This is a genomic window from Jiella endophytica, assembly GCF_004519335.1.
Classification (GTDB): Bacteria; Pseudomonadota; Alphaproteobacteria; order Rhizobiales; family Rhizobiaceae; genus Jiella; species Jiella endophytica.
In genome coordinates this window covers 1058213-1076480 of the sequence record NZ_SOZD01000001.1, presented here as the reverse complement: position 1 = coordinate 1076480, position 18268 = coordinate 1058213, and the positions used below count along the sequence as shown (strand labels likewise).

The following is an 18268-nucleotide window of genomic DNA, read 5'->3' as shown; positions in this document are numbered from 1 at the left end:
AGCTGGTCCGGAGAGGGATGAGTGCTGCCGATGGCGATCGTCAGTCGGCGTGATCGCGCCATGCGGGAAGCCGGTCGCCGGGAGCGGCGTCGGCGGCGTGAACGCCGCGGGCGATCGCCCTTGCCATGACGGCGGAGGCCGCCGCCGCGAGCGCGATCGTCTCGGCGCCGCGCAACTCGAACGTCACCCCGGAGCGTCCGGTGGCGGCGGCAAAGACGAGATCGCCATCGAAATCGGTGTGCGACGGCCAGATCGCCCGCGCGAAGCCGTCATGGGCGGCGATCGCGAGGCGTTTCATCGATGCCTTGTCGAGCACGGCGTCGGTGGCAAGGATGCCGATCGTCGTGTTGGCGCCGGGCCGCGGGTCGAATTTCGTGCGGGGGACGGCGGCGTCGGTGGGCAGCGGCGAGGGGAGCCCGAGGTCGCCGAATTCCCCGCCGATCTCGAAGGGCGCCGCCCAGAAATGCCGGCCCGCGCCGATGGTCGCCGAGCCGACGGCATTGACCGCGACCAGCGCACCCACGCTGACGCCGTTTTCGAGCCGCACCGAGGCCGAGCCGAGGCCGCCCTTGAAGGTCGCCGTCGTGCAGCCGAGGCCGGCGCCGGCACTGCCGAGGGCGAAGTCCTCCGCCGCGGCTTCTGCCGCTGCATAACCGAACTCGCGATAGGGCGGATGGAGCCCCCAGTCCTTGTCGCCACCATTGGCGAGGTCGAAGAGGATCGCCGCCGGCACCAGCGGCACGCTGAAGCCAGCCACCGAGAAGCCGCGGCCCTTCTCACGCAGCAAGGACTGGACGCCCGAGGCCGCGTCGAGGCCGAAGGCGGAGCCGCCGGAAAGCACCAGTGCGTCGATGCCCGGCACCAGGCTGTCGGGGGAAAGAAGGTCGGTCTCGCGGGTGCCCGGCGCTCCGCCGAGGATTGCGACGCCGGCGACGGCGGGACGATCGAACAGCACGGCGGTCGTCCCGCTCTTCAGCGCGCCGTCGCCGGCATTGCCAACCAGGACCCCTCCGACATCGGTGATGAGATTGCGCGGGCCCGGCCGCCAGGAACGCGTCTCCACTAGCGGCCCGATTCCGACATGAGGCACCGTTCCATGGCGATCGCTCCACAGATGCCGGCATCAAAGACCGCCAGCGGAATGCGTTGTTGCCGCGGATCTTTCGGATTTGAGCTTTGATGGGGCCGACGGCCGCGACCCCAGATTCGATCCGCTAATGCAGGATAGGCCCGAGCACGCCGCTGGTGCAACAGCCGTTGACGACGGCCGGCGGCACCGAAGTCTTCAGCCAGCATCGCGGCTGCGGTCCCTGAATGCCGGCACGCACGAAGGTCCAGGCCTTGCAGGTGCGGTTCTCGCTGTTGCAGGCGCGGCTGCAGAGATCGGCGCTGGCCGAGGGCAGATCGAAATTCTTGTAGTCGCCGCCCGGCCTGTCGAGACCCGGCTCGAGCGATCGCGCCGGCACGCCGGAGGTGCAGCAGCCGTTGGCGACCGCCCCCGGGATGGTGTTCTTCAGCCAGCAGCGGGCCTTCGGCCCTTGCACTCCCTTGCGAACGAAGGTCCAGGCACGGCAGGCGCCATCCCGCTCGCACAGCGACCGGCAATTGTCGACCGGGCCACCGAACGTCCCGGGAGCGGGATCGTTCAGCTCGACAAACGGCCTAAAATCGCCGCCCGGCCGATCGACGTTTTCCTCGAACTCCTGCGCCGCCCGTGAGACGCCGGCAGCAGTGAAGATCACAAACATCAGGGAAACAAGCGTTACGAGAATGCGGCGCATCGACCTATCCTCCGCCAAGAAGACGAGGCACGATGCTCGTCGATTGGATCATATGCTGCTATTGGTGGAGTGTCGATTGGTTGCGGTGAGCAATAATAAACTTATTTTTGCAAGGAAAGCGCGAAAACATTTCGTAACGGAAGTCGTTTGGCAACTGCGGCGATCCGAGAGCAAATCCGGTCGCCTGTCGGCTGGCCCGGGACCGCTCGAAGTCGACGCGACACAGCGAAATCGGGTCGACGCCGGAGACGCCGGTGACGCCGGAGACGCCGAAGCGGCCGTGGAGCGCCTTCGGAAATGTGACGTGGGGAGCCGTCGCCGAACCTCCGTGCGAAGACGCTTGTGGGGAAGCCAACCGCCGGATCGCCCTGTGACGGAGGTGATCCGGGGTTCAGGCGAGCCTCAGCCGCCGGTTTCGTCGACGAATTCGTCGCCGCGCCACTCGAAGACGCGAAAGAGATCGAAGTCGCTGTCGCCGTTTTCATCGAAGCGCACCGGCCCGAGGGCGGTGGCAAAGCTCTGCGACGAGAGGGCGTCCGCGACAGGCTTGTCGTTCTCGCGGCTGCCGATCACTGCATCGACACCTATCTCGGCGGCGGCGTAACCGGGTCCGAAATAGCCCTGCGGCGGCAGCGCGCCGGGGTCCTCGCTCGCAGCCGCGTCTGCCTCGCCATCTGCCCCTGCGGTTTCCTGCGGCGTCGCTCTGGTGTCGGGCGAAAGCTCGGGAAACTGCGTCTTCGGGCCGATGGCGATGATCCCCGCCGGCAGCGGCGCGTCGACGCTCGCCTCGTCGAACAGCCCTTCGGCGCCGACGATCGTCAGCTTTAGTCCACTTTCTTTTGCGTCGCGGGCGATGATCGCGATGTCCGGCCGGTCGCCGGCGATGAAGAAGCGGGTGACGCCGGTGCGTTGGAGGCGCCTCGCAAGGCCGAACTGCTTTTCCTCGGCGGGCCGGTAATTGTCGAGGGTCTGGGGCTTCAGGCCCTCGTCGCCGAGCCGGCGGCGGAGCTGATCGACGAGCCCGCGGGCGGCGATCGAGCCGTCCTCGATAAGGCCGAAGGGCTGGTCCGCCCAGCGCGCCGCGATGTAGCGCGAAACGGCCACCGCCTCCGCCTCCGAGCGCGGCGCAAGGCGATAGATCAGATAGCCGGTCTTCGGCTTGTCGTCCGTCAGCCGGTTCTCCCTGACGCCGACGTCGATGGTGGCGATGCCGGCCTCCTTGAGGATCGGCAGTGCCGCCTCGATCGCCTCGACGCAGAGAAAGCCGACGACGATGCTCGCCTTCTTCTCGACGAAACTCCTCGCCGCCGTCTCGCCGCCCTTGGCCGAGCAGGAAGTGTCGGCGACCACCGTCCGCGCCTCGCCGTTCCGGGCAGCGAGCGCCGCCTCGACGCCGGCGGTCAGCTGCCGGCCGAGGATCTCCTGGGCGTCCGACAGCGGCGCCGCGACGCCGACGACGATTGGCGCGTTCTCCTGCGCGGCGGCGGCAGCGGCCAGGGAGGCGAAGAAAGCGAGGGTTGCGAAAGCGCGCATGGGAGCGTCATAGCGGTTTCGCCGGCGCTTGGAAATCGCCGCCCCGCCGTGCCAGTGTCCGGCAGGGCGAATCCCCTGCCGTCGACGGAAGGGTGCGATCCGCCCGCGCTCACCCTATGTAATTGCGGGTGGATCAGCCTGCCGATGAACGAGGACGAAATTTGCTGCAGTCGATGCGGACAGACCCGCGGGCATTTCGCGAGACGATGACGCGCTTTGCCGCGGCGGTCCATGTCGTGACCACCGACGGGGCGTCGGGCCGGCGGGGCGTCACCGTTACCTCCGCCTGTTCGGTATCGGACGATCCGGCGACGCTGCTTGTCTGCCTCAATCTTTCCAGCCCCGACAACAGCTGGTTCGAGGAGAACGGCGCCTTTGCCGTCAACGTCCTGTCGGTCGACGACCAGGCGGTTGCCAGGGCCTTTGCCGGCGAGGGCGGGCTGAGCCAGACCGAGCGTTTCGGCCGTGGTCGATGGTCGGCCGGTGCCACCGGCGCGCCGCTTCTCGACACGGCTCTCGCGAGCTTCGACTGCCGGCTGATCGATGCGAAGGTCATCGCCACCCACAAGGTGCTGATCGGCGAGGTCGCCGATCTCAGGTCCGGCAGGCCGGCGCCCTCGCTGGTCTATCTCGGCCGGGGCTTTCGGAGCGTCGACGCGGCCGGATGAGGGACACAGCACGGAAAGGACGAATGTGAAGAACCTTCCTGCCTCGATCGACGAGACGGCGGCGCTCCTTGATCGCGCCGACTATCTGGCCGACCGGCCGCTCGCCACCGTGCTGTTCCTCGCTCTGAAGATGGGACGGCCGCTGTTCCTCGAAGGCGAGGCGGGCGTCGGCAAGACCGAGATCGCCAAGGTGCTGGCGGCCGCGCTCGACCGGCCGCTGATCCGGTTGCAATGCTACGAGGGCCTCGACGTCTCCTCGGCGCTCTACGAGTGGAACTATGCCGCCCAGATGATCGAGATCCGCCTCGCCGAGGCGAGCGGCGACACCGCGCGCGACGCCATGCGCTCGGAGATCTTCTCGGAACGCTTCTTGATCCGCCGACCGATCCTGCAGGCGCTGGAGGCCGTGCCCGGCCGCGCGCCGGTGCTCCTCATCGACGAACTCGACCGCACCGACGAGGCCTTCGAGGCGTTTCTGCTCGAGATCCTTTCCGACAATCAGGTGACGATCCCGGAACTCGGCACAATCCGGGCAGAGGAGCCGCCGATCGTCGTCATCACCACCAACCGCACCCGCGAAATCCACGACGCTTTGAAGCGCCGCTGCCTCTATCACTGGGTGGACTATCCGCAGGCCGGCCGCGAACTCGAGATCGTCCGCCGCAAGGCGCCGGGCGCCAATGCGGCGCTCGCCGCCGAGCTCGTCGGCTTCGTGCAGAAGCTGCGGCAGATCGATCTTTTCAAGGCGCCGGGCGTCGCCGAGACCATCGACTGGGCCAACGCCCTGACCGAGTTGAACGCCGTCGCCCTCGATCCCGCCCATATCTCCGATACGCTCGGCGTGCTCCTGAAATATCAGGACGACATTCAGCGGCTCGAAACCGGCGAAAGCCGCAAGATCCTCGACGAGGTGAAGCGTGAGCTCCAATCCGCCTCCTGACGGAACGGGCGAAGGCGAGGCGCCCGTCGTCCGAAAGGCCGATCCGGACGGCCGGCTTGCCGACAACATCGCCTATTTCGCCCGGGCGCTGCGACGCGCCGGCCTGAAGCTCGGCCCTGCAGCGACCCTCGACGCGATCGCCGCGGTGAAGGCGGCGGGGCTGTCGTCCCGCGACGACTTCTACTGGACGCTCCATGCGACGCTGGTCTCGCGCCGCGAGGACGAGGCCGTGTTTGCCGAGGCCTTCCGACTGTTCTGGCGCTCGCGCGAGCTGATCGAGAAGATGATCGCGATGTTCTCGCCGACTGCGCCGCCGCGGGAGACCGAGCGCGAGAAGAAGCGCGCCGGCGAGGACCGCGCGGCCGAGGGGCTGTTCGAAGGTGCCGAGGATCGCGTCACCCGGCAGGAGCGGCCGACCGTCGAGATCGACGCGAGCCTCACCGTTTCCGGCGACGAGGTGCTGCGCGCCAAGGATTTCGCCCAGATGTCCGTCTCCGAACTCGCCGAGGCGAAACGCGCCATCGCCTTGCTCCGGCTACCCGACGACGAGGTGCGAACGCGGCGCTTCCGTCCCGATGCGAGGGGCCGCAGGATCGACGCCCGCGCGACGCTGCACGGCTCGATGCGCACCGGCGGCGATCTTCTGCTGCCGAAGTTCTCCTCGCCGCGGACCCGCCATCCACCGGTGGTGGTGATCGCGGACATTTCCGGCTCGATGAGCCAGTACACCCGGATCTTCCTGCATTTCCTCCATGCGCTCACCGACGAGCGGCGGCGGGTCCACACCTTTCTCTTCGGCACGCGGCTCACCAACGTCACCCGGCAGATGCGCCGCAAGGACCCTGACGAGGCGCTGGAGGAATGCGCCGGGACGGTGAAGGACTGGTCCGGAGGGACGCGGATCGCCGAGGCGCTTGGTGCCTTCAATCGCGACTGGTCGCGCCGGGTTCTCGGTCAGGGGGCGATCTGCATCCTGATCACCGACGGGCTCGAACGCGACAGCATCGAGGACCTCGAGACGCAGATGGAGCGGCTGCATAAATCCTGCCGCAGGCTGGTCTGGCTCAACCCGTTGCTGCGCTATGACGGCTTTTCCGCCAAGGCGCGCGGGGTTCGGGCGATGCTGCCGCATGTCGACGAATTCCGCTCGGTGCATTCGCTGGACGCCATGCGCGGGCTCTGCGAGGCGCTGTCGAGCGCCCGGTCCGCGGCCGAGACCGATCCGCGGCTGTGGCTGAAGGACGAACGCATCGTCGCTGCGGCCTGACCCTTGCCGAGAGTGGTTTGGCGATCGACATAAGACGGAAACGGCGGTGACGCCGCCACCCCCCTCTGCCTGCCGGCATCTCCCCCACAAGGGGGGAGATCGATCGTCGCAAGAGCCCGCGTTTGACTTGTCGCCTGATGATTCGACGAAAGGGCGGCGAGGTTGAACGAGATCCGATCTCCCCCCTGGTGGGGGAGATGTCCGGCAGGACAGAGGGGGGCAAACTCGGCACTGCCCTTGCCGACAAATATTCGGCTCGGCGTTGCCGACAGAACCGCCCCGCCAAGATCACGAGGCTCTGACATGTCCGAAACCTTTACAGAACTCGACGTCCTCTCCACCGCCGAGCGCTGGGCCGGCGAGGGCCGTCATCTCGCGCTGGCCACCGTGGTCGAGACCTGGGGCTCGGCGCCGCGCCCGACCGGCAGCCATCTGGTCATCGACGCGGACGGCAATTTCGAAGGCTCGGTCTCCGGCGGCTGCGTCGAGGGCGCGGTCGTCTCCGAGGCGCTCGACGTCATCGATGCGGGCGAGCCGAGGATGCTGGAATTCGGCGTCGCCGACGAGACCGCCTGGCGGGTCGGGCTCTCCTGCGGCGGCCGCATCCGCGTCTATGTCGAGAAGGTGAACTGATGCACCGCGCCATTCTCGCCGCCCTCAACGAGGAACGCGCCGCCCGCCGCGCCGCGGTGGTGGTGACCGAACTTGCCACCGGCCGCCAGCGGCTGGTGCGCGAGGCCGATGCCGGCGCCGACCCGCTGGCCGGCGACATCGAGCGGGCGATCGTTTCCGGCAAGTCCGGGATCGTCGAGACCGCCGAGGGAGAAGTCTTCCTCAACGCCCATCTGCCGCCGGCGCGGATCGTCGCGATCGGCGCCGTCCATATCAGCCAGGCCCTGGCGCCGATGGCGAAGATCGCCGGCTTCGACTTCGAGATCATCGATCCACGCACGGCCTTCGCCAGCCCCGAACGCTTTCCCGGCGTGACGCTCCACGCCGAGTGGCCGGAGGACGTCCTGAAGGCGCGGCCCTTCGATCCCTACACCGCCGTCTGCGTCATCACCCATGATCCGAAGATCGACGATGTCCCGTTGATCTCGGCGCTCAACACCGGCTGTTTCTATATCGGCGCGCTCGGCAGCCGGAAGACCCATGGCCGCCGCGTCGACCGGCTGAAGGAGGCCGGCATCCCGCAATCGTCGATCGAGCGCATCGACGCGCCGATCGGCGCCGACATCGGCGCGGCCAATCCCGGCGAGATCGCCGTCGCCATCCTCGCCTCGGTGATCGAGGCGTTCCGCAAGCGCAAGATGTTTGCCGAGCGGCGCGGCGAGACCGCCGCCGCATGAGGTTCGGTGAAATTCCTGCGAGCACGGCCGAGGGCGCGCTGCTCGCCCATTCCCGCAGCGTCGCGGGCGGCAGGATCGCCAAGGGCACGCGCCTCACCGGCGACCATGTGGCAGCGCTCATCGAGGCAGGCATCGCCAGCCTCGTCGTCGCCAGCCTCGATGCCGGCGACCTGACGGAGGACGAGGCGGCCGCCCGCATCGGGGCAGGGCTTGCCGGTACGGGCCTTGCCGTCGAGGACGCTGCCACCGGCCGTGTCAACGTCTTTGCCGGGGCGGGCGGCCTGTTCGTCCCGGACCGGCAGACCGTCGATCGGGTGAATGCCGTCGATCCGGGTATCACCCTTGCCACCCTCGGTGAATTCGAGCCGGTCGCGTCGGGGCGGATGGTCGCGACGGTGAAGATCATTCCGCTCGCGGTTTCCGGCGCTTCGGTCGAGCGGGTGCTCGCCATCCTGGCCGAAAGCCCGGCCTTCCGGCTGGCACCCTTCCGGCCCCGCAAGGTGGCGCTGATCCAGACCGAACTTGCCGGCACACGCGCAAAGATGCTCGACAAGACCCGCCGCGTCACCGAGGCGAGGCTCGCGCCGTCCGGGTCGAGCGTGATCGGCGAGTGGCGCTGCCCGCATCAGGGCGAAGCGCTCGCCGCAAGCCTTTCTGCAGCCGGCGAGGCCGATCTCGTCCTGGTCTTCGGCGCCTCGGCGGTGATCGATGCCGAGGACGTCATCCCCGCGGCGATCCGCATGGCCGGCGGCACGGTGGACCATCTCGGCATGCCGGTCGATCCCGGCAACCTGTTGCTGCTTGGCCGTCTCGGCGGGCGGCCGGTGCTCGGCGCGCCGGGCTGCGCGCGCAGCCCCAAGGAAAACGGTTTCGACTGGGTGCTCAATCGCTTGCTGGCGGATATTGCGGTTTCGGGCGAGGACATTCGCAGGATGGGGGTCGGCGGTCTCCTGATGGAGATCGCGTCGCGGCCGCAGCCTCGCGAAGGGGGCAGTGCCGAGGATCGCGCCGACGAGCCCGCGGTCGACATCGTCGTCCTCGCCGCAGGCCGGTCGAGCCGCATGGGCGGCCCGAACAAGCTGCTCGCCGATTTCGGCGGCAAGCCGTTGATCCGCCGCTCAGTGGAGGCGGCGCTCGCGGCGAAGAACGCCGAGACCGTGCGCGTCGTCGTCGGCCATATGCGCGCCGAGATCCGTGCGGCGCTCGAAGGGCTCGCCATCGAGATCGTCGACAATCCGCATTTCGCCGACGGGCTTTCGACCTCGCTCAAGGCCGGGTTCCGCGCTTCCATGGACGCCGACGGCGTGATGGTGATGCTCGCCGACCAGCCGCTTCTGAGGGCCCACGACCTCGACCGGCTGATCGCCGCCTTCACCGGCCGCGGGCGAGGCGCCATCGTCGCGGCGAGCGACCGCGGCGCGCGGCGCAACCCGGTCATCCTCTCGCGGGACTTTGCTTCCGACATCGACGGCCTCACCGGCGACGTCGGCGCGGCGCGCATCATCGCCGCTCATCCCGATGCGCTGACCGAGGTCGAGATCGGCGCCGCCGCAAGCCTCGACGTCGACACGCGTGAGGCGTTGGCGGCGGCAGGGGGACGGCTGAGCGAGGGGTGAGGGATCGCCGTCGAATGCAGATGGTTGCCGGGTGGTGTCAGGATGCCTCGCCATCGAACCCCCCTCTGTCCTGCCGGACATCTCCCCCTCAAGGGGGGAGATCGACCTCGTTTTGCCTGATCTTCCATCCAGCTCAACGCCTGGGAATGCTCAAGAGTCGACCCTTATGGCTCAACGCTTGCAGACGCCGAGAGGTCGAGGCAGCGGCGGCCCGGCGGCGAAGCGTCCGATCTCCCCCCTTGAGGGGGAGATGGCTGGCAAGCCAGAGGGGGGTGAGATGCTGGGCGGAGCCGCCCCCTGAAAGAAGAGAGTGCCAGCTCCGCAGGTTCCGATTGACGCAAGGCACGGGAACATTCCGGCGCCATGCCGCCTTCCGGTCGGGCGACCTACGGGCCGTCAGAGGCCAGAAGAGACAGGAAAGCGATCTGATGGACGAATTCGTCCGATCCATCATGGAGAATTTCGGCGTTTTCGGCATCGGCATGCTGATGTTTCTGGAAAACGTCTTCCCGCCGATCCCGTCCGAGCTGATCATGCCGCTCGCCGGCTACCAGTCGGCGAAGGGCGACATGTCGATCTATGCCGTCATCGCCTCGGGCACGATCGGCTCGCTCCTCGGCGTGATCCCCTGGTACTATGCCGGCCATTATCTCGGCGAGCGGCGGATGAAGCGGCTGGCGGCGCGGCACGGCCGCTGGCTGACGCTCTCGCCGGACGACGTCGACCGGGCCAATCTGTGGTTCCGGCAGAAGGGCGCGCGCGCCGTGCTGTTCGGCCGGCTGGTGCCGGCGGTGCGCACGCTGATCTCCGTCCCGGCGGGCATCGCCCACATGCCGATGCCGCGCTTTATCGCCTATTCGGCGATCGGCGGTGCGATCTGGACGGCGTTTCTCACCGTGCTCGGCTTCCTGCTCGGCCAGAACTATGCGGTGGTCGAGGCCTATGTCGGGCCGGTATCGAACGCCATCATCGTCGTCATCCTCGCCTTCTATGTCTACCGGGTCGTCACCTTCGATCCCGGCCGCGGCGCCGGGGACGGTGAGGCGGGCGACGAAGCGCGCCGCTGAGGCCGCGCTCTCTGGACTTGTTCCAAGCGCGGCGATGGGCGACAAGACGTCCCCAGCGATTTGGAGACGACGACCATGAGCCAGGCGACATTGCCGGTGTTCCAGCTTCCCGAGATCACCCGGCCGCGCCGCCTGCCGGGGCGCGTCGCGGGGCTTTACCGGACGATGGAAGACGGCTTCGTGACGACCGCGGTCGATCGGCTGGACCTTGGCTTCGACGGGATCGAGGGCGACCGCCACGGCGGCTTCACCCGCCTCTCTGGCGGCCGCGAGCCCTGGTACGACCGCGGCACCGAGATGCGCAACGAAAGGCAGATCTCGCTCCTCTCGCCGGATGAGCTCGCCGGCGTCGCCGAGGGCCTGAAGATCGCCGAGCTGCGGCCGGAATGGATCGGCGGCAATCTTCTGGTCGAGGGCATCGCGCAGCTCTCGCTGCTGCCGCCGCGCACGCTTGTCTTCTTCGAAAATGGCGTGACGCTGAAGGTCGACGGCGACAACGGGCCGTGCCGCTTCGCCGGCCGGTCCATCGCCGAGCATGCCGGTGGCGGGATCGATGTCGAGCTCGGCTTCGTCAAGCTGGCGAAGAAGCGCCGCGGCCTCGTTGCCTGGGTCGAGAAGCCGGGAACGATCGTCGCCGGCGAAGGCTTCGAGGCGCATCTTCCCGAGCAATGGATCTATCCGGGCTGAGGGTGCGGCGGTCGGCCCGCGCCGAGAGCGCCCCTGTGAGCGGTCATAACCGACGGAGGCCGAGCTGAACCTCGCCGAACGCGCCAGGGCCTACGGCACAGACCTTGTCCGCTTTTCCGGCGAGCCGATGCCATGGACCGCCGTCGGCGCGACGCTGCTGGCCGCCGCGCTGCCGCCGGTGGTCGCCGGCTTCCTGTTCGGCAAGCTCGCCATTGCGGCGCTGGTTGCGGCGATGTCGGCGCATCTCGCCTCGAAGGACGTGCGCACCGGCACGGCCGGGTTGATCGTCTTTGCCACCGGCCTTGCCGGCTTCGTCTGTCTCGGCAAGCCGGACATGACCCTCCTCGTCGCGCCGATGGTCGCCATCGCGGCGGCGACCGCCGGCTATTACGGCTTCGCCAAGCCGGTGGTTCGCGGGCTGATCTTCTGGACGATCTTCACCAGCCCGCTGATCCCGGCCGATCAGGAGCAGGCGCTGTTCGTCGTCTACTGCCTGTCGATGGTCTGGAGCCTCGTCATCACGAGGCTCGCCGGCCTTGCGGCCACGCTGCCGCCGGAAGAGCCGACCTCGGCCCACTATGCCGCGATCTTCGGCGCGGTGTTCGCCGTCGGGCTGGCGATCTCGACCTATTTCGGCCAGCGCCATTTCGGCAATCACGGCTTCTGGTTTCCCTTGAGCTTCATCGCACTCTGCCTGCCGCCGCATGGCCAGCTGTTCTCGCGGACGCTGCAGCGCACCGTCGGCACGGTGGTCGGATCGCTTGTCCTCTTCGGCCTCGGTCTCGTCGCCACCGACCCCTGGTGGATCGCGCCGATCGGCATTGTCTCGCTGCCGCTCGGCTTCCGGATCCTGCCGATGAGCTACACCGGCTTCATCACCTGCCTGACGATCACCGTCCTCGCCTTTCTCAATGTCGCGACCGACATCGACACGCTGGCCTTCGAGCGGCTGGCGACGATGGGGCTTGCGGCGCTGATGACCGGCGCCCTGGCGGCCGTGGGCGCGCTGGTGCTGTGGTTCGTGAAGCCGGAGGCGCTGCGGGCGCTGACGCAGGATGGGGGGTGATGGGGGTGCCTGGTCTCTCGGCGTGAACGTCGACGGGAGTTGATGCGAGGCCCCTGAGTCTTCGTCATCCCGGGCTTGACCCGGGATCCATTCCTCCGCGCCGAAGCGGCTCGACGATGCAGAACGCCGATACTCTGCCGGGGCGGCGGTGTCGATGATTTGGAGTGGATCCCGGGTCAAGCCCGGGATGACGAGGTTGAGGGGATGGCGCCCGTTCCGTGAATGCTGTGGCAGGCGCGTCTTTCAAGTCTTCGGCGACTTCCGGCGACCAGAGCTTCGCCGTGGAATTCGTCACTTGGCATGCCAATGGCGCAAAATCGCGACCGTCAGGTGAACAGGCCGGGAGAGGGGCTCCAATGTGCCGCCCCGTCCCTCACACCCCGCCGAGCAGGTCCTTGTACTGCTCCCGCAGGACGTTCTTCTGAACCTTGCCCATGGTGTTTCTCGGCAGTTCGGCGACGAAGACGATGCGCTTCGGCTGCTTGAAGCGGGCGAGCTTGTCCTTCAGGGCGGCGATCACCGTCTCCTCCTCGAGCGGCTTCGAAGCGACGACGCAGCCGACGACGCCTTCGCCGAAATCGGCATGGGGCACGCCGATCACCGCGCTCTCGACGACGCCTGGAAGCTCGTCGATCGCCAGTTCGACCTCCTTGGGATAGACGTTGTAGCCGCCGGTGATGACGAGGTCCTTGCCGCGGCCGACGATGGTGACATAGCCGTCGGGGTCGACGAAGCCGAGGTCGCCGGTGATGAAGAAGCCGTCGGCGCGGAACTCCGAGGCGGTCTTTTCGGGCATCTGCCAGTAGCCGGCAAAGACGTTCGGCCCCTTCACCTCGATGACGCCGATCTCGCCCTGCGGCAGGACCTTGCCGCTCTCGGGGTCGGCGATACGCAGCTCCGTGCCCTGCAGCGGGAAGCCGACGGTGCCGGCCCGCCGCTCGCCCTCATAGGGGTTGGAGGTGTTCATGTTGGTCTCGGTCATGCCGTAGCGCTCGAGAATGCGCTGGCCGGTCCGCGCCTCGAAGGCGCGGTGCGTCTCGGCGAGCAGCGGTGCCGAGCCGGAGGTGAACAGCCGCATATGGGCGGTCGTCTCGCGGTTCAGCCGCTCGTCGGCGAGAAGCCTCGTGTAGAAGGTCGGCACGCCCATCATCGTGGTCGCCTGCGGCAGATGCTCGAACACTGCATCGGGGTCGAACTTCTGCAGGAAGATCAGCGAGCCGCCGGCGATCATCGCCGTGTTGGAGGCGACGAAAAGGCCGTGGGTGTGGAAGATAGGCAGGACGTGAAGCAGAACGTCGTTGCCGGTGAAGCCCCAGGTCTCCTCCAGCACTTCGGCATTGGAGAGGAGGTTGGCATGGGTCAGCATCGCGCCCTTGGAGCGCCCGGTCGTGCCTGACGTATAGAGGATCGCGGCAAGGTCCTCCGGCCCGCGGGCGACCGTCTCGAAGCGCTCTGGTGCCGCCAGGGCCTTGTCGCTGAGCGAGCCGGCGCTTTCGTCCGGCGAGCGCCAGACGCCGAGGGTCTCGATGGCGGCGCCGGCCTTTTCGGCGACGGGGGCCAGCGCCTCCCGCTTCTTCGGATCGCAGACGAAGACCCGCGGCCGGGCATCGCCGAGGAAATAGTCGATCTCGGCCGGCGTGTAGGCGGTGTTCAGCGGCAGGAAGACGCCGCCGGCCCGCACCGTACCGAGATAGAGCATCAGCGCCTCGATCGACTTCTCGACCTGTACGGCGACCCGGTCGCCGGGCTGCAGGCCGAGACCCGAGAGGACGTTGGCAAACCGCGCCGAGACCTTGTCGACGTCGCCGTAGGAGTAGGTCCGCCCGTCCGGCAGGAGGGCGAAGCGGCGGCTCGGATCGGCGGCTCCGGCCTTGAGCAGCCCGTCGAAAAGCGTGTTGGTCATGCGACGTCCTTCAATGTGTGTCCGCTGCGTCCGGGCAAAAGGCCGGTCACCGCGCGGCTGGCGGCGATCTCGCGCTCGGTCGCATAGGCCTCGTGGCGCTGCTCCACCCGCGGCAAATCGTAGAGATAGTTGACCATCAGCCCGTGCGCTTGGGTGAGGCCCCGCGCCGACGGATCGCCGAGATGCATGATGCGGTTGAGCATCGCGCCGTTGCCGAGATGGAAGCGCGCCACCGCGTCCTGGGGCTGTCCGTCAGATCGCTTGGCGCGCAGGAAATAGCGCGCCGCAAGCGACATGATGCCGGAGCGGATCTCGTCGACGGCCGCAGGATCGGCCTGCCAGTCCTTGCGGCCGACCACCTCGATTGCTCGCTTCTCCGCCGGCTCGAGCCGGTCGCGCAGCTCCTGCGGCAGCGCCTCGATCCAGGCGGCGAAGCCCGGCACCGGCGACAGCGTCACGAAGGTTTTCAGGTTGGCGAAATGCTCCTTCAGATCCTCGGCCACCTGCTTGATCAGGAACGAGCCGAAGGAGACGCTGGCGAGCCCCTTGTGGCAGTTGGAGATCGAATAGAAGACGGCGGTCTGGGCGTCCTCCGGGGCGATCACCGGCCGGGCCGGGTCGAGCACCGAGGCGATCGAGGCCGGGATGTCGTCGGTCAGCGCCACCTCGACGAAGATCAGCGGGTCGTCCGGGATCGACGGGTGGAAGAAGGCAAAGCAGCGCCGGTCGATCGGGGCGAGGCGCTGGCGCAGCTCGTCCCAATTGCCGATGGCGTGGACGGCCTCGTACTGGATGATCTTTTCGAGGATCGAGGCCGGCGTGTTCCAGTCGATCGGCCGCAGCATCAGGAAGCCGCGGTTGAACCAGGACTGGAACAGATGCTTGAGATCAGTGTCGACCGGCCCGAGCCGCTCCGGATCCTTGCGCACCAAAGGCAGCAAGCGTTCGCGCAGCTTGACGAGTTCGGCGGTGCCGCCGGGCGCAAGATTGAGCCGCCGGAACAGCTCCTGGCGCGGCGGCTCGGCGACATGCTGCAGCGCGGCGAGGCTGGTGGGGGTCGGCTCGGCGGCATAGGCGCCGGCCGCCTCGGCGAGTTCGACCGGATCTGGCGAGAACTCCTCGGCCAGCATGTGGAAGAAGCGCTTGATGCCCTTGTCGTCGAGGGCTCTGACGCCGTTGATGATCTCCGCCGCCATCCTGACGCCGGTTGCCTCGCCGCGCGAGGAGACAAGGCGGTGGCAGAGCGCGGCGATCTCCGGAACCTCGACGCTTGCCGGTGCCTCGTCGCCGGCAAACCAGGAGCGGGCGCCGATCGAGGCGAGCAGGTCGGAAAGAAGCGAGACGCGGCTCATTTTGCAGCCCCCATCACGTAGTCCGGTAGGAACAGCGCGATCTGCGGGAACGCGCAGAGCGCGACGATGCCGAGCACCATGCACAGCACATAGGGCAAGGACCCTCGCAATATCTGGGCGAGGGTGATGTCCGGCGCAATGCCGTTGATGACATAGAGATTGAGCCCGACCGGCGGGGTGATCAGCCCGATCTCCATGTTGATCGTCAGGATCACCGCGAACCAGTAGGGGTCGAAGCCGGCATTGGTGATGATCGGCAGAAGGATCGGCGCGGTCATCAGGATCACGCCCACCGGCGGCAGGAAGAAGCCCGCGACCAGCAGGAACAGGTTGATCACCGCCATCAGCACCCAGCGATTGACGTCCATGTCGGCGATCGCCTGGGCGACGGTCTGGGTGATGAACAGCGAGGACAGCGCGAAGGCGAAGAGCTCGGAGGCGCCGATGATCAGCATGATCATCACGCTTTCCTTCAGCGTGTCCCGGAAGATCACCCGCATCTGCGAGAACTTCCAGCTGTGCGAGAAGATGCCGTAGATCACCGCGACGAGGATCAGGCAGAACAGCGCCCCGACGCCGGAGGCCTCGGAGGGCGTCGCGTGGCCGCCGTAAAGGACGTAGAGCACGCCGGCGATGATCAGCAGGAATGGCACGACGCGGGGCAGCGCGGCGAAGCGCTCGCGCATGGTGAAGTTCTGGGTGAGGTCGGAGAGGCCGAGGCCGCGGCGACGGCAGGCGATGATCGTCCAGGCCATGAAGAATACCGTCAGCATCAGGCCCGGCAACAAACCGGCGAGGAACAGCCGGCCGATCGAGGTCTCCGTCGCGATGCCGTAGACGATCATAGTCACCGATGGCGGGATCAGGATGCCGAGGGTGCCGCCGGCGGCGATCGAACCTGCGGCGATCTCGGCCGGGTAGCCGCGCTGGCGCATCTCGGGGATGCCCATCTTGCCGATCGCCGCGCAGGTGGCGGGCGAGGAGCCCGACAGCGCCGCGAAGATCGAGCAGGCGCCGAGATTGGAGAGCACCAGCCCGCCCGGCACGCGGTTCAGCCAGCGGTCGAGCGCGGCGTAGAGATCCTTGCCGGCCGGCGAGGATGCAACCGCTGCGCCCATCAGGATGAACATCGGCACGGCGACGAGAGTGAAGGGCGAGAGATAGCCGAAGAACTGCTCGCCGACCGTCTCGAGGAAGAATCCGCCATAGACGGTGTAGAGCGCGCCCATGGCGACGAGGCCGAGCGAGAAGGCGATGGGCGTGCCGATCGCCAGAAGGGCGAGCAGCACGAGCAGCATGACCAGACCGGAGAGCAGCGGCGTCACGGGCGTGCCTCCTCGGTGCTGGCGGAAAACAGCACCGGCTGGTGCTCGACAGGATCGGCGCCGTCGAGCGCCAGGCGCATGATCTCGGCGATATATTGCAGCGCCAGCATCACGGTGCCGACCGGCATCGGCAGGAGCGGCATCCAGAGCGGCACCGCCCAGACAGTGTCGCTGGTCCAGCCGCCGGACCACGCCTCCTCGAAATAGAACCATCCGGCATAGGCGAGCATCGCCACGAAGAGCAGCGAGACGAGGGCCGAGGCGACCTGCATCGCGGTGCGCAGCGGCCGCGGCGCGGCGAGCTGCAGGATGTCGACATTGACGTGGCCGCGCTCGATCAGCACCCAGGGCGCGCCGAGAAACGTCGCCGCGACGATGGCATAGGCGGTGTATTCGGTCTGCCAGACGGTCGACCAGCCGAGTACCGAGCGCACGAAGACCATGTGGCTGACGGAAAGAACGGCCGAAAACAGCATCGCGCCGGCGAGGACGCCGAGTACGCGCGAGATCGCCGAGATGACCGTGATGTAGAGGCGCATGGGAATGTCCGGATGATACGGCATGCGGCGTCGCCGCGACGGCGGCGAGGCAGCACGGCCGAAACAGGATGACCGGAACCGCGGCAGCCCCGCGGTCCCGGCAGGCTAGCGCCGCCTATTCGACGGCCAGCGCCTCGTCGATCAGCTTCTTGCCGTTCGGAACCTTCTCCTCGAAATTCTTGTAGGAGGTTTCCTTGGCGATCTTCAGCCAGGCGTCGTAGTTTTCCTTCGACATGGTCGTCACCTCGACGCCATTGTCCTTGTAGGTCTTGACCAGCTCCTCATCGAGCTTCTCGGCCTCGCCGGCGAAGTAGTCCTCGGCGACCTTGCCGGCGGCCATCACCGCCTCCTGCTGCTTCTCGTCGAGCCGGTCGAAGGACCGTTTCGACATCAGGATCGGCTCATACATGAACCACAGGGCGTTCTCGCCGGGCGCGGTGAGGCACTTGGTGACCTCGTAGATGCGGTAGGAGACGAGCGAGCCGGACGAGGTGTTGGCGCCGGTCAGGACGTTCTGCTGCAGGCCGGTGTAGATTTCCGAGGACGGCATCGAGGAGATCGACGCGCCGGCGCCGACGAGCATTTCCTCGAACGCCGGGCCGGCGGCACGCAGCGTCTGGCCCTTGGCGCTCTCCGGCGAGGTGATGCATTTCTCCGACGAGACGAAGCCGCCGGCGAGCCAGGCATCGGAAAGGATGATCGCCCCGGCCTTTTCGACCTCGGCCTTGATGTCTTCCATGAAGGGCGAATCGTTCAGCCGCTTGGCGCGCTCGTGGCTGCCGACGAGGCCCGGCATCAGCGTCGCCGAGAAGGCCGGATGGCGGCCGGAGGCGTAGTCGAGCGGGAAGGCGGTGATGTCCACCTGGCCCTTGGTGACGGCGCCCCACTGGTCCTTCGCCTTGAACAGGGACTCGCCCGGGAAGACCTGGACCTTCAGTCCGACATCGGCCTTTTCGAGCTCCTTGCCGATCAGCTGGACCATCTCGTCGCGGACGTCGCCCTTGCCGCCCGGCCATTGATGCGAGGCGCGCAGCGTCATGTCGGCGGCAGCGGCGGTGCCGCAGAGTGCAAGGCCGCATACGGCGGTAAGCAGCAGTCTCTTCATCGGTATTCCTCCCGTGGTGAAAGCAGAAAGGCTCCTCCAAGCCTTGGACCCGAACCAACATCTCCTTGCA

Annotated in this window: 17 protein-coding genes; 9 read left to right on the top strand and 8 right to left on the bottom strand. The window is 67.6% G+C overall.

Annotation, left to right across the window (positions count from 1 at the left end; genetic code table 11):
• Positions 1-40: 40 nt before the first annotated feature.
• The 3 genes from E3C22_RS05060 to E3C22_RS05050 form a co-directional block, all read right to left on the bottom strand.
• Positions 41-1063: a P1 family peptidase gene (locus E3C22_RS05060; RefSeq protein WP_134760801.1), complete on the bottom strand. Its 1023-nt coding sequence runs from the start codon at positions 1061-1063 to the stop codon at positions 41-43.
• Between the two features lie 151 nt (positions 1064-1214).
• Positions 1215-1781 (bottom strand): PAN domain-containing protein, encoded by a 567-nt coding sequence (locus E3C22_RS05055; protein WP_134760799.1) that lies wholly within the window; start codon positions 1779-1781, stop codon positions 1215-1217.
• A gap of 402 nt (positions 1782-2183) precedes the next feature.
• On the bottom strand, positions 2184-3314 hold the full coding sequence (locus E3C22_RS05050; protein WP_134760797.1) for a branched-chain amino acid ABC transporter substrate-binding protein: 1131 nt from the start codon (positions 3312-3314) through the stop codon (positions 2184-2186).
• A gap of 206 nt (positions 3315-3520) precedes the next feature.
• Here E3C22_RS05050 and E3C22_RS05045 point away from each other — a divergent pair, with 206 nt between their 5' ends.
• The 9 genes from E3C22_RS05045 (at position 3521) to E3C22_RS04995 (ending at position 11974) form a co-directional block, all read left to right on the top strand.
• Positions 3521-3982, top strand: a complete 462-nt coding sequence (locus E3C22_RS05045; RefSeq protein ID WP_134760950.1) for a flavin reductase family protein — start codon at positions 3521-3523, stop codon at positions 3980-3982.
• A gap of 25 nt (positions 3983-4007) precedes the next feature.
• Positions 4008-4922: an AAA family ATPase gene (locus tag E3C22_RS05040; RefSeq protein WP_134760795.1), complete on the top strand. Its 915-nt coding sequence runs from the start codon at positions 4008-4010 to the stop codon at positions 4920-4922.
• A complete protein-coding gene (locus tag E3C22_RS05035; protein ID WP_134760793.1) occupies positions 4900-6189 on the top strand; it encodes a vWA domain-containing protein in 1290 nt (429 codons plus the stop codon). The genes E3C22_RS05040 and E3C22_RS05035 overlap by 23 nt, the downstream gene beginning before the upstream one ends.
• 303 nt (positions 6190-6492) lie before the next feature.
• A complete protein-coding gene (locus E3C22_RS05025) occupies positions 6493-6822 on the top strand; it encodes an XdhC family protein (RefSeq protein WP_134760791.1) in 330 nt (109 codons plus the stop codon).
• Complete coding sequence (locus tag E3C22_RS05020) at positions 6822-7538, top strand: XdhC family protein (protein WP_134760789.1); 717 nt, start codon at positions 6822-6824, stop codon at positions 7536-7538. Before E3C22_RS05025 ends, E3C22_RS05020 begins: the two co-directional genes overlap by 1 nt.
• On the top strand, positions 7535-9154 hold the full coding sequence (locus tag E3C22_RS05015; RefSeq protein WP_134760787.1) for an NTP transferase domain-containing protein: 1620 nt from the start codon (positions 7535-7537) through the stop codon (positions 9152-9154). Before E3C22_RS05020 ends, E3C22_RS05015 begins: the two co-directional genes overlap by 4 nt.
• Positions 9155-9582: 428 nt before the next feature.
• Positions 9583-10221 carry a DedA family protein gene (locus E3C22_RS05005; RefSeq protein WP_134760785.1) on the top strand — a complete coding sequence of 213 codons (639 nt, stop codon included), beginning with the start codon at positions 9583-9585 and terminating at the stop codon, positions 10219-10221.
• 75 nt (positions 10222-10296) lie between these two features.
• Positions 10297-10908: an MOSC domain-containing protein gene (locus tag E3C22_RS05000; RefSeq protein ID WP_134760783.1), complete on the top strand. Its 612-nt coding sequence runs from the start codon at positions 10297-10299 to the stop codon at positions 10906-10908.
• A gap of 127 nt (positions 10909-11035) precedes the next feature.
• Positions 11036-11974: an FUSC family protein gene (locus E3C22_RS04995; protein ID WP_134760781.1), complete on the top strand. Its 939-nt coding sequence runs from the start codon at positions 11036-11038 to the stop codon at positions 11972-11974.
• 373 nt (positions 11975-12347) lie between these two features.
• On the opposite strand, the gene E3C22_RS04990 is transcribed toward E3C22_RS04995, so the two are convergent.
• From E3C22_RS04990 to E3C22_RS04970, 5 genes are all read right to left on the bottom strand, one after another.
• Complete coding sequence (locus E3C22_RS04990; RefSeq protein ID WP_134760779.1) at positions 12348-13877, bottom strand: malonate--CoA ligase; 1530 nt, start codon at positions 13875-13877, stop codon at positions 12348-12350.
• Positions 13874-15229, bottom strand: coding sequence for a malonyl-CoA decarboxylase (locus E3C22_RS04985; RefSeq protein WP_134760777.1), 1356 nt, complete (start codon positions 15227-15229; stop codon positions 13874-13876). Before E3C22_RS04985 ends, E3C22_RS04990 begins: the two co-directional genes overlap by 4 nt.
• Positions 15226-16554: a TRAP transporter large permease gene (locus E3C22_RS04980; protein ID WP_134760775.1), complete on the bottom strand. Its 1329-nt coding sequence runs from the start codon at positions 16552-16554 to the stop codon at positions 15226-15228. Before E3C22_RS04980 ends, E3C22_RS04985 begins: the two co-directional genes overlap by 4 nt.
• The gene (locus E3C22_RS04975) at positions 16551-17093 is read right to left on the bottom strand and encodes a TRAP transporter small permease subunit (protein ID WP_134760773.1); all 543 of its coding nucleotides are present in this window, start codon (positions 17091-17093) and stop codon (positions 16551-16553) included. The genes E3C22_RS04980 and E3C22_RS04975 overlap by 4 nt, the downstream gene beginning before the upstream one ends.
• A gap of 115 nt (positions 17094-17208) precedes the next feature.
• Complete coding sequence (locus E3C22_RS04970; RefSeq protein WP_134760771.1) at positions 17209-18198, bottom strand: TRAP transporter substrate-binding protein; 990 nt, start codon at positions 18196-18198, stop codon at positions 17209-17211.
• Positions 18199-18268 lie beyond the last annotated feature (70 nt).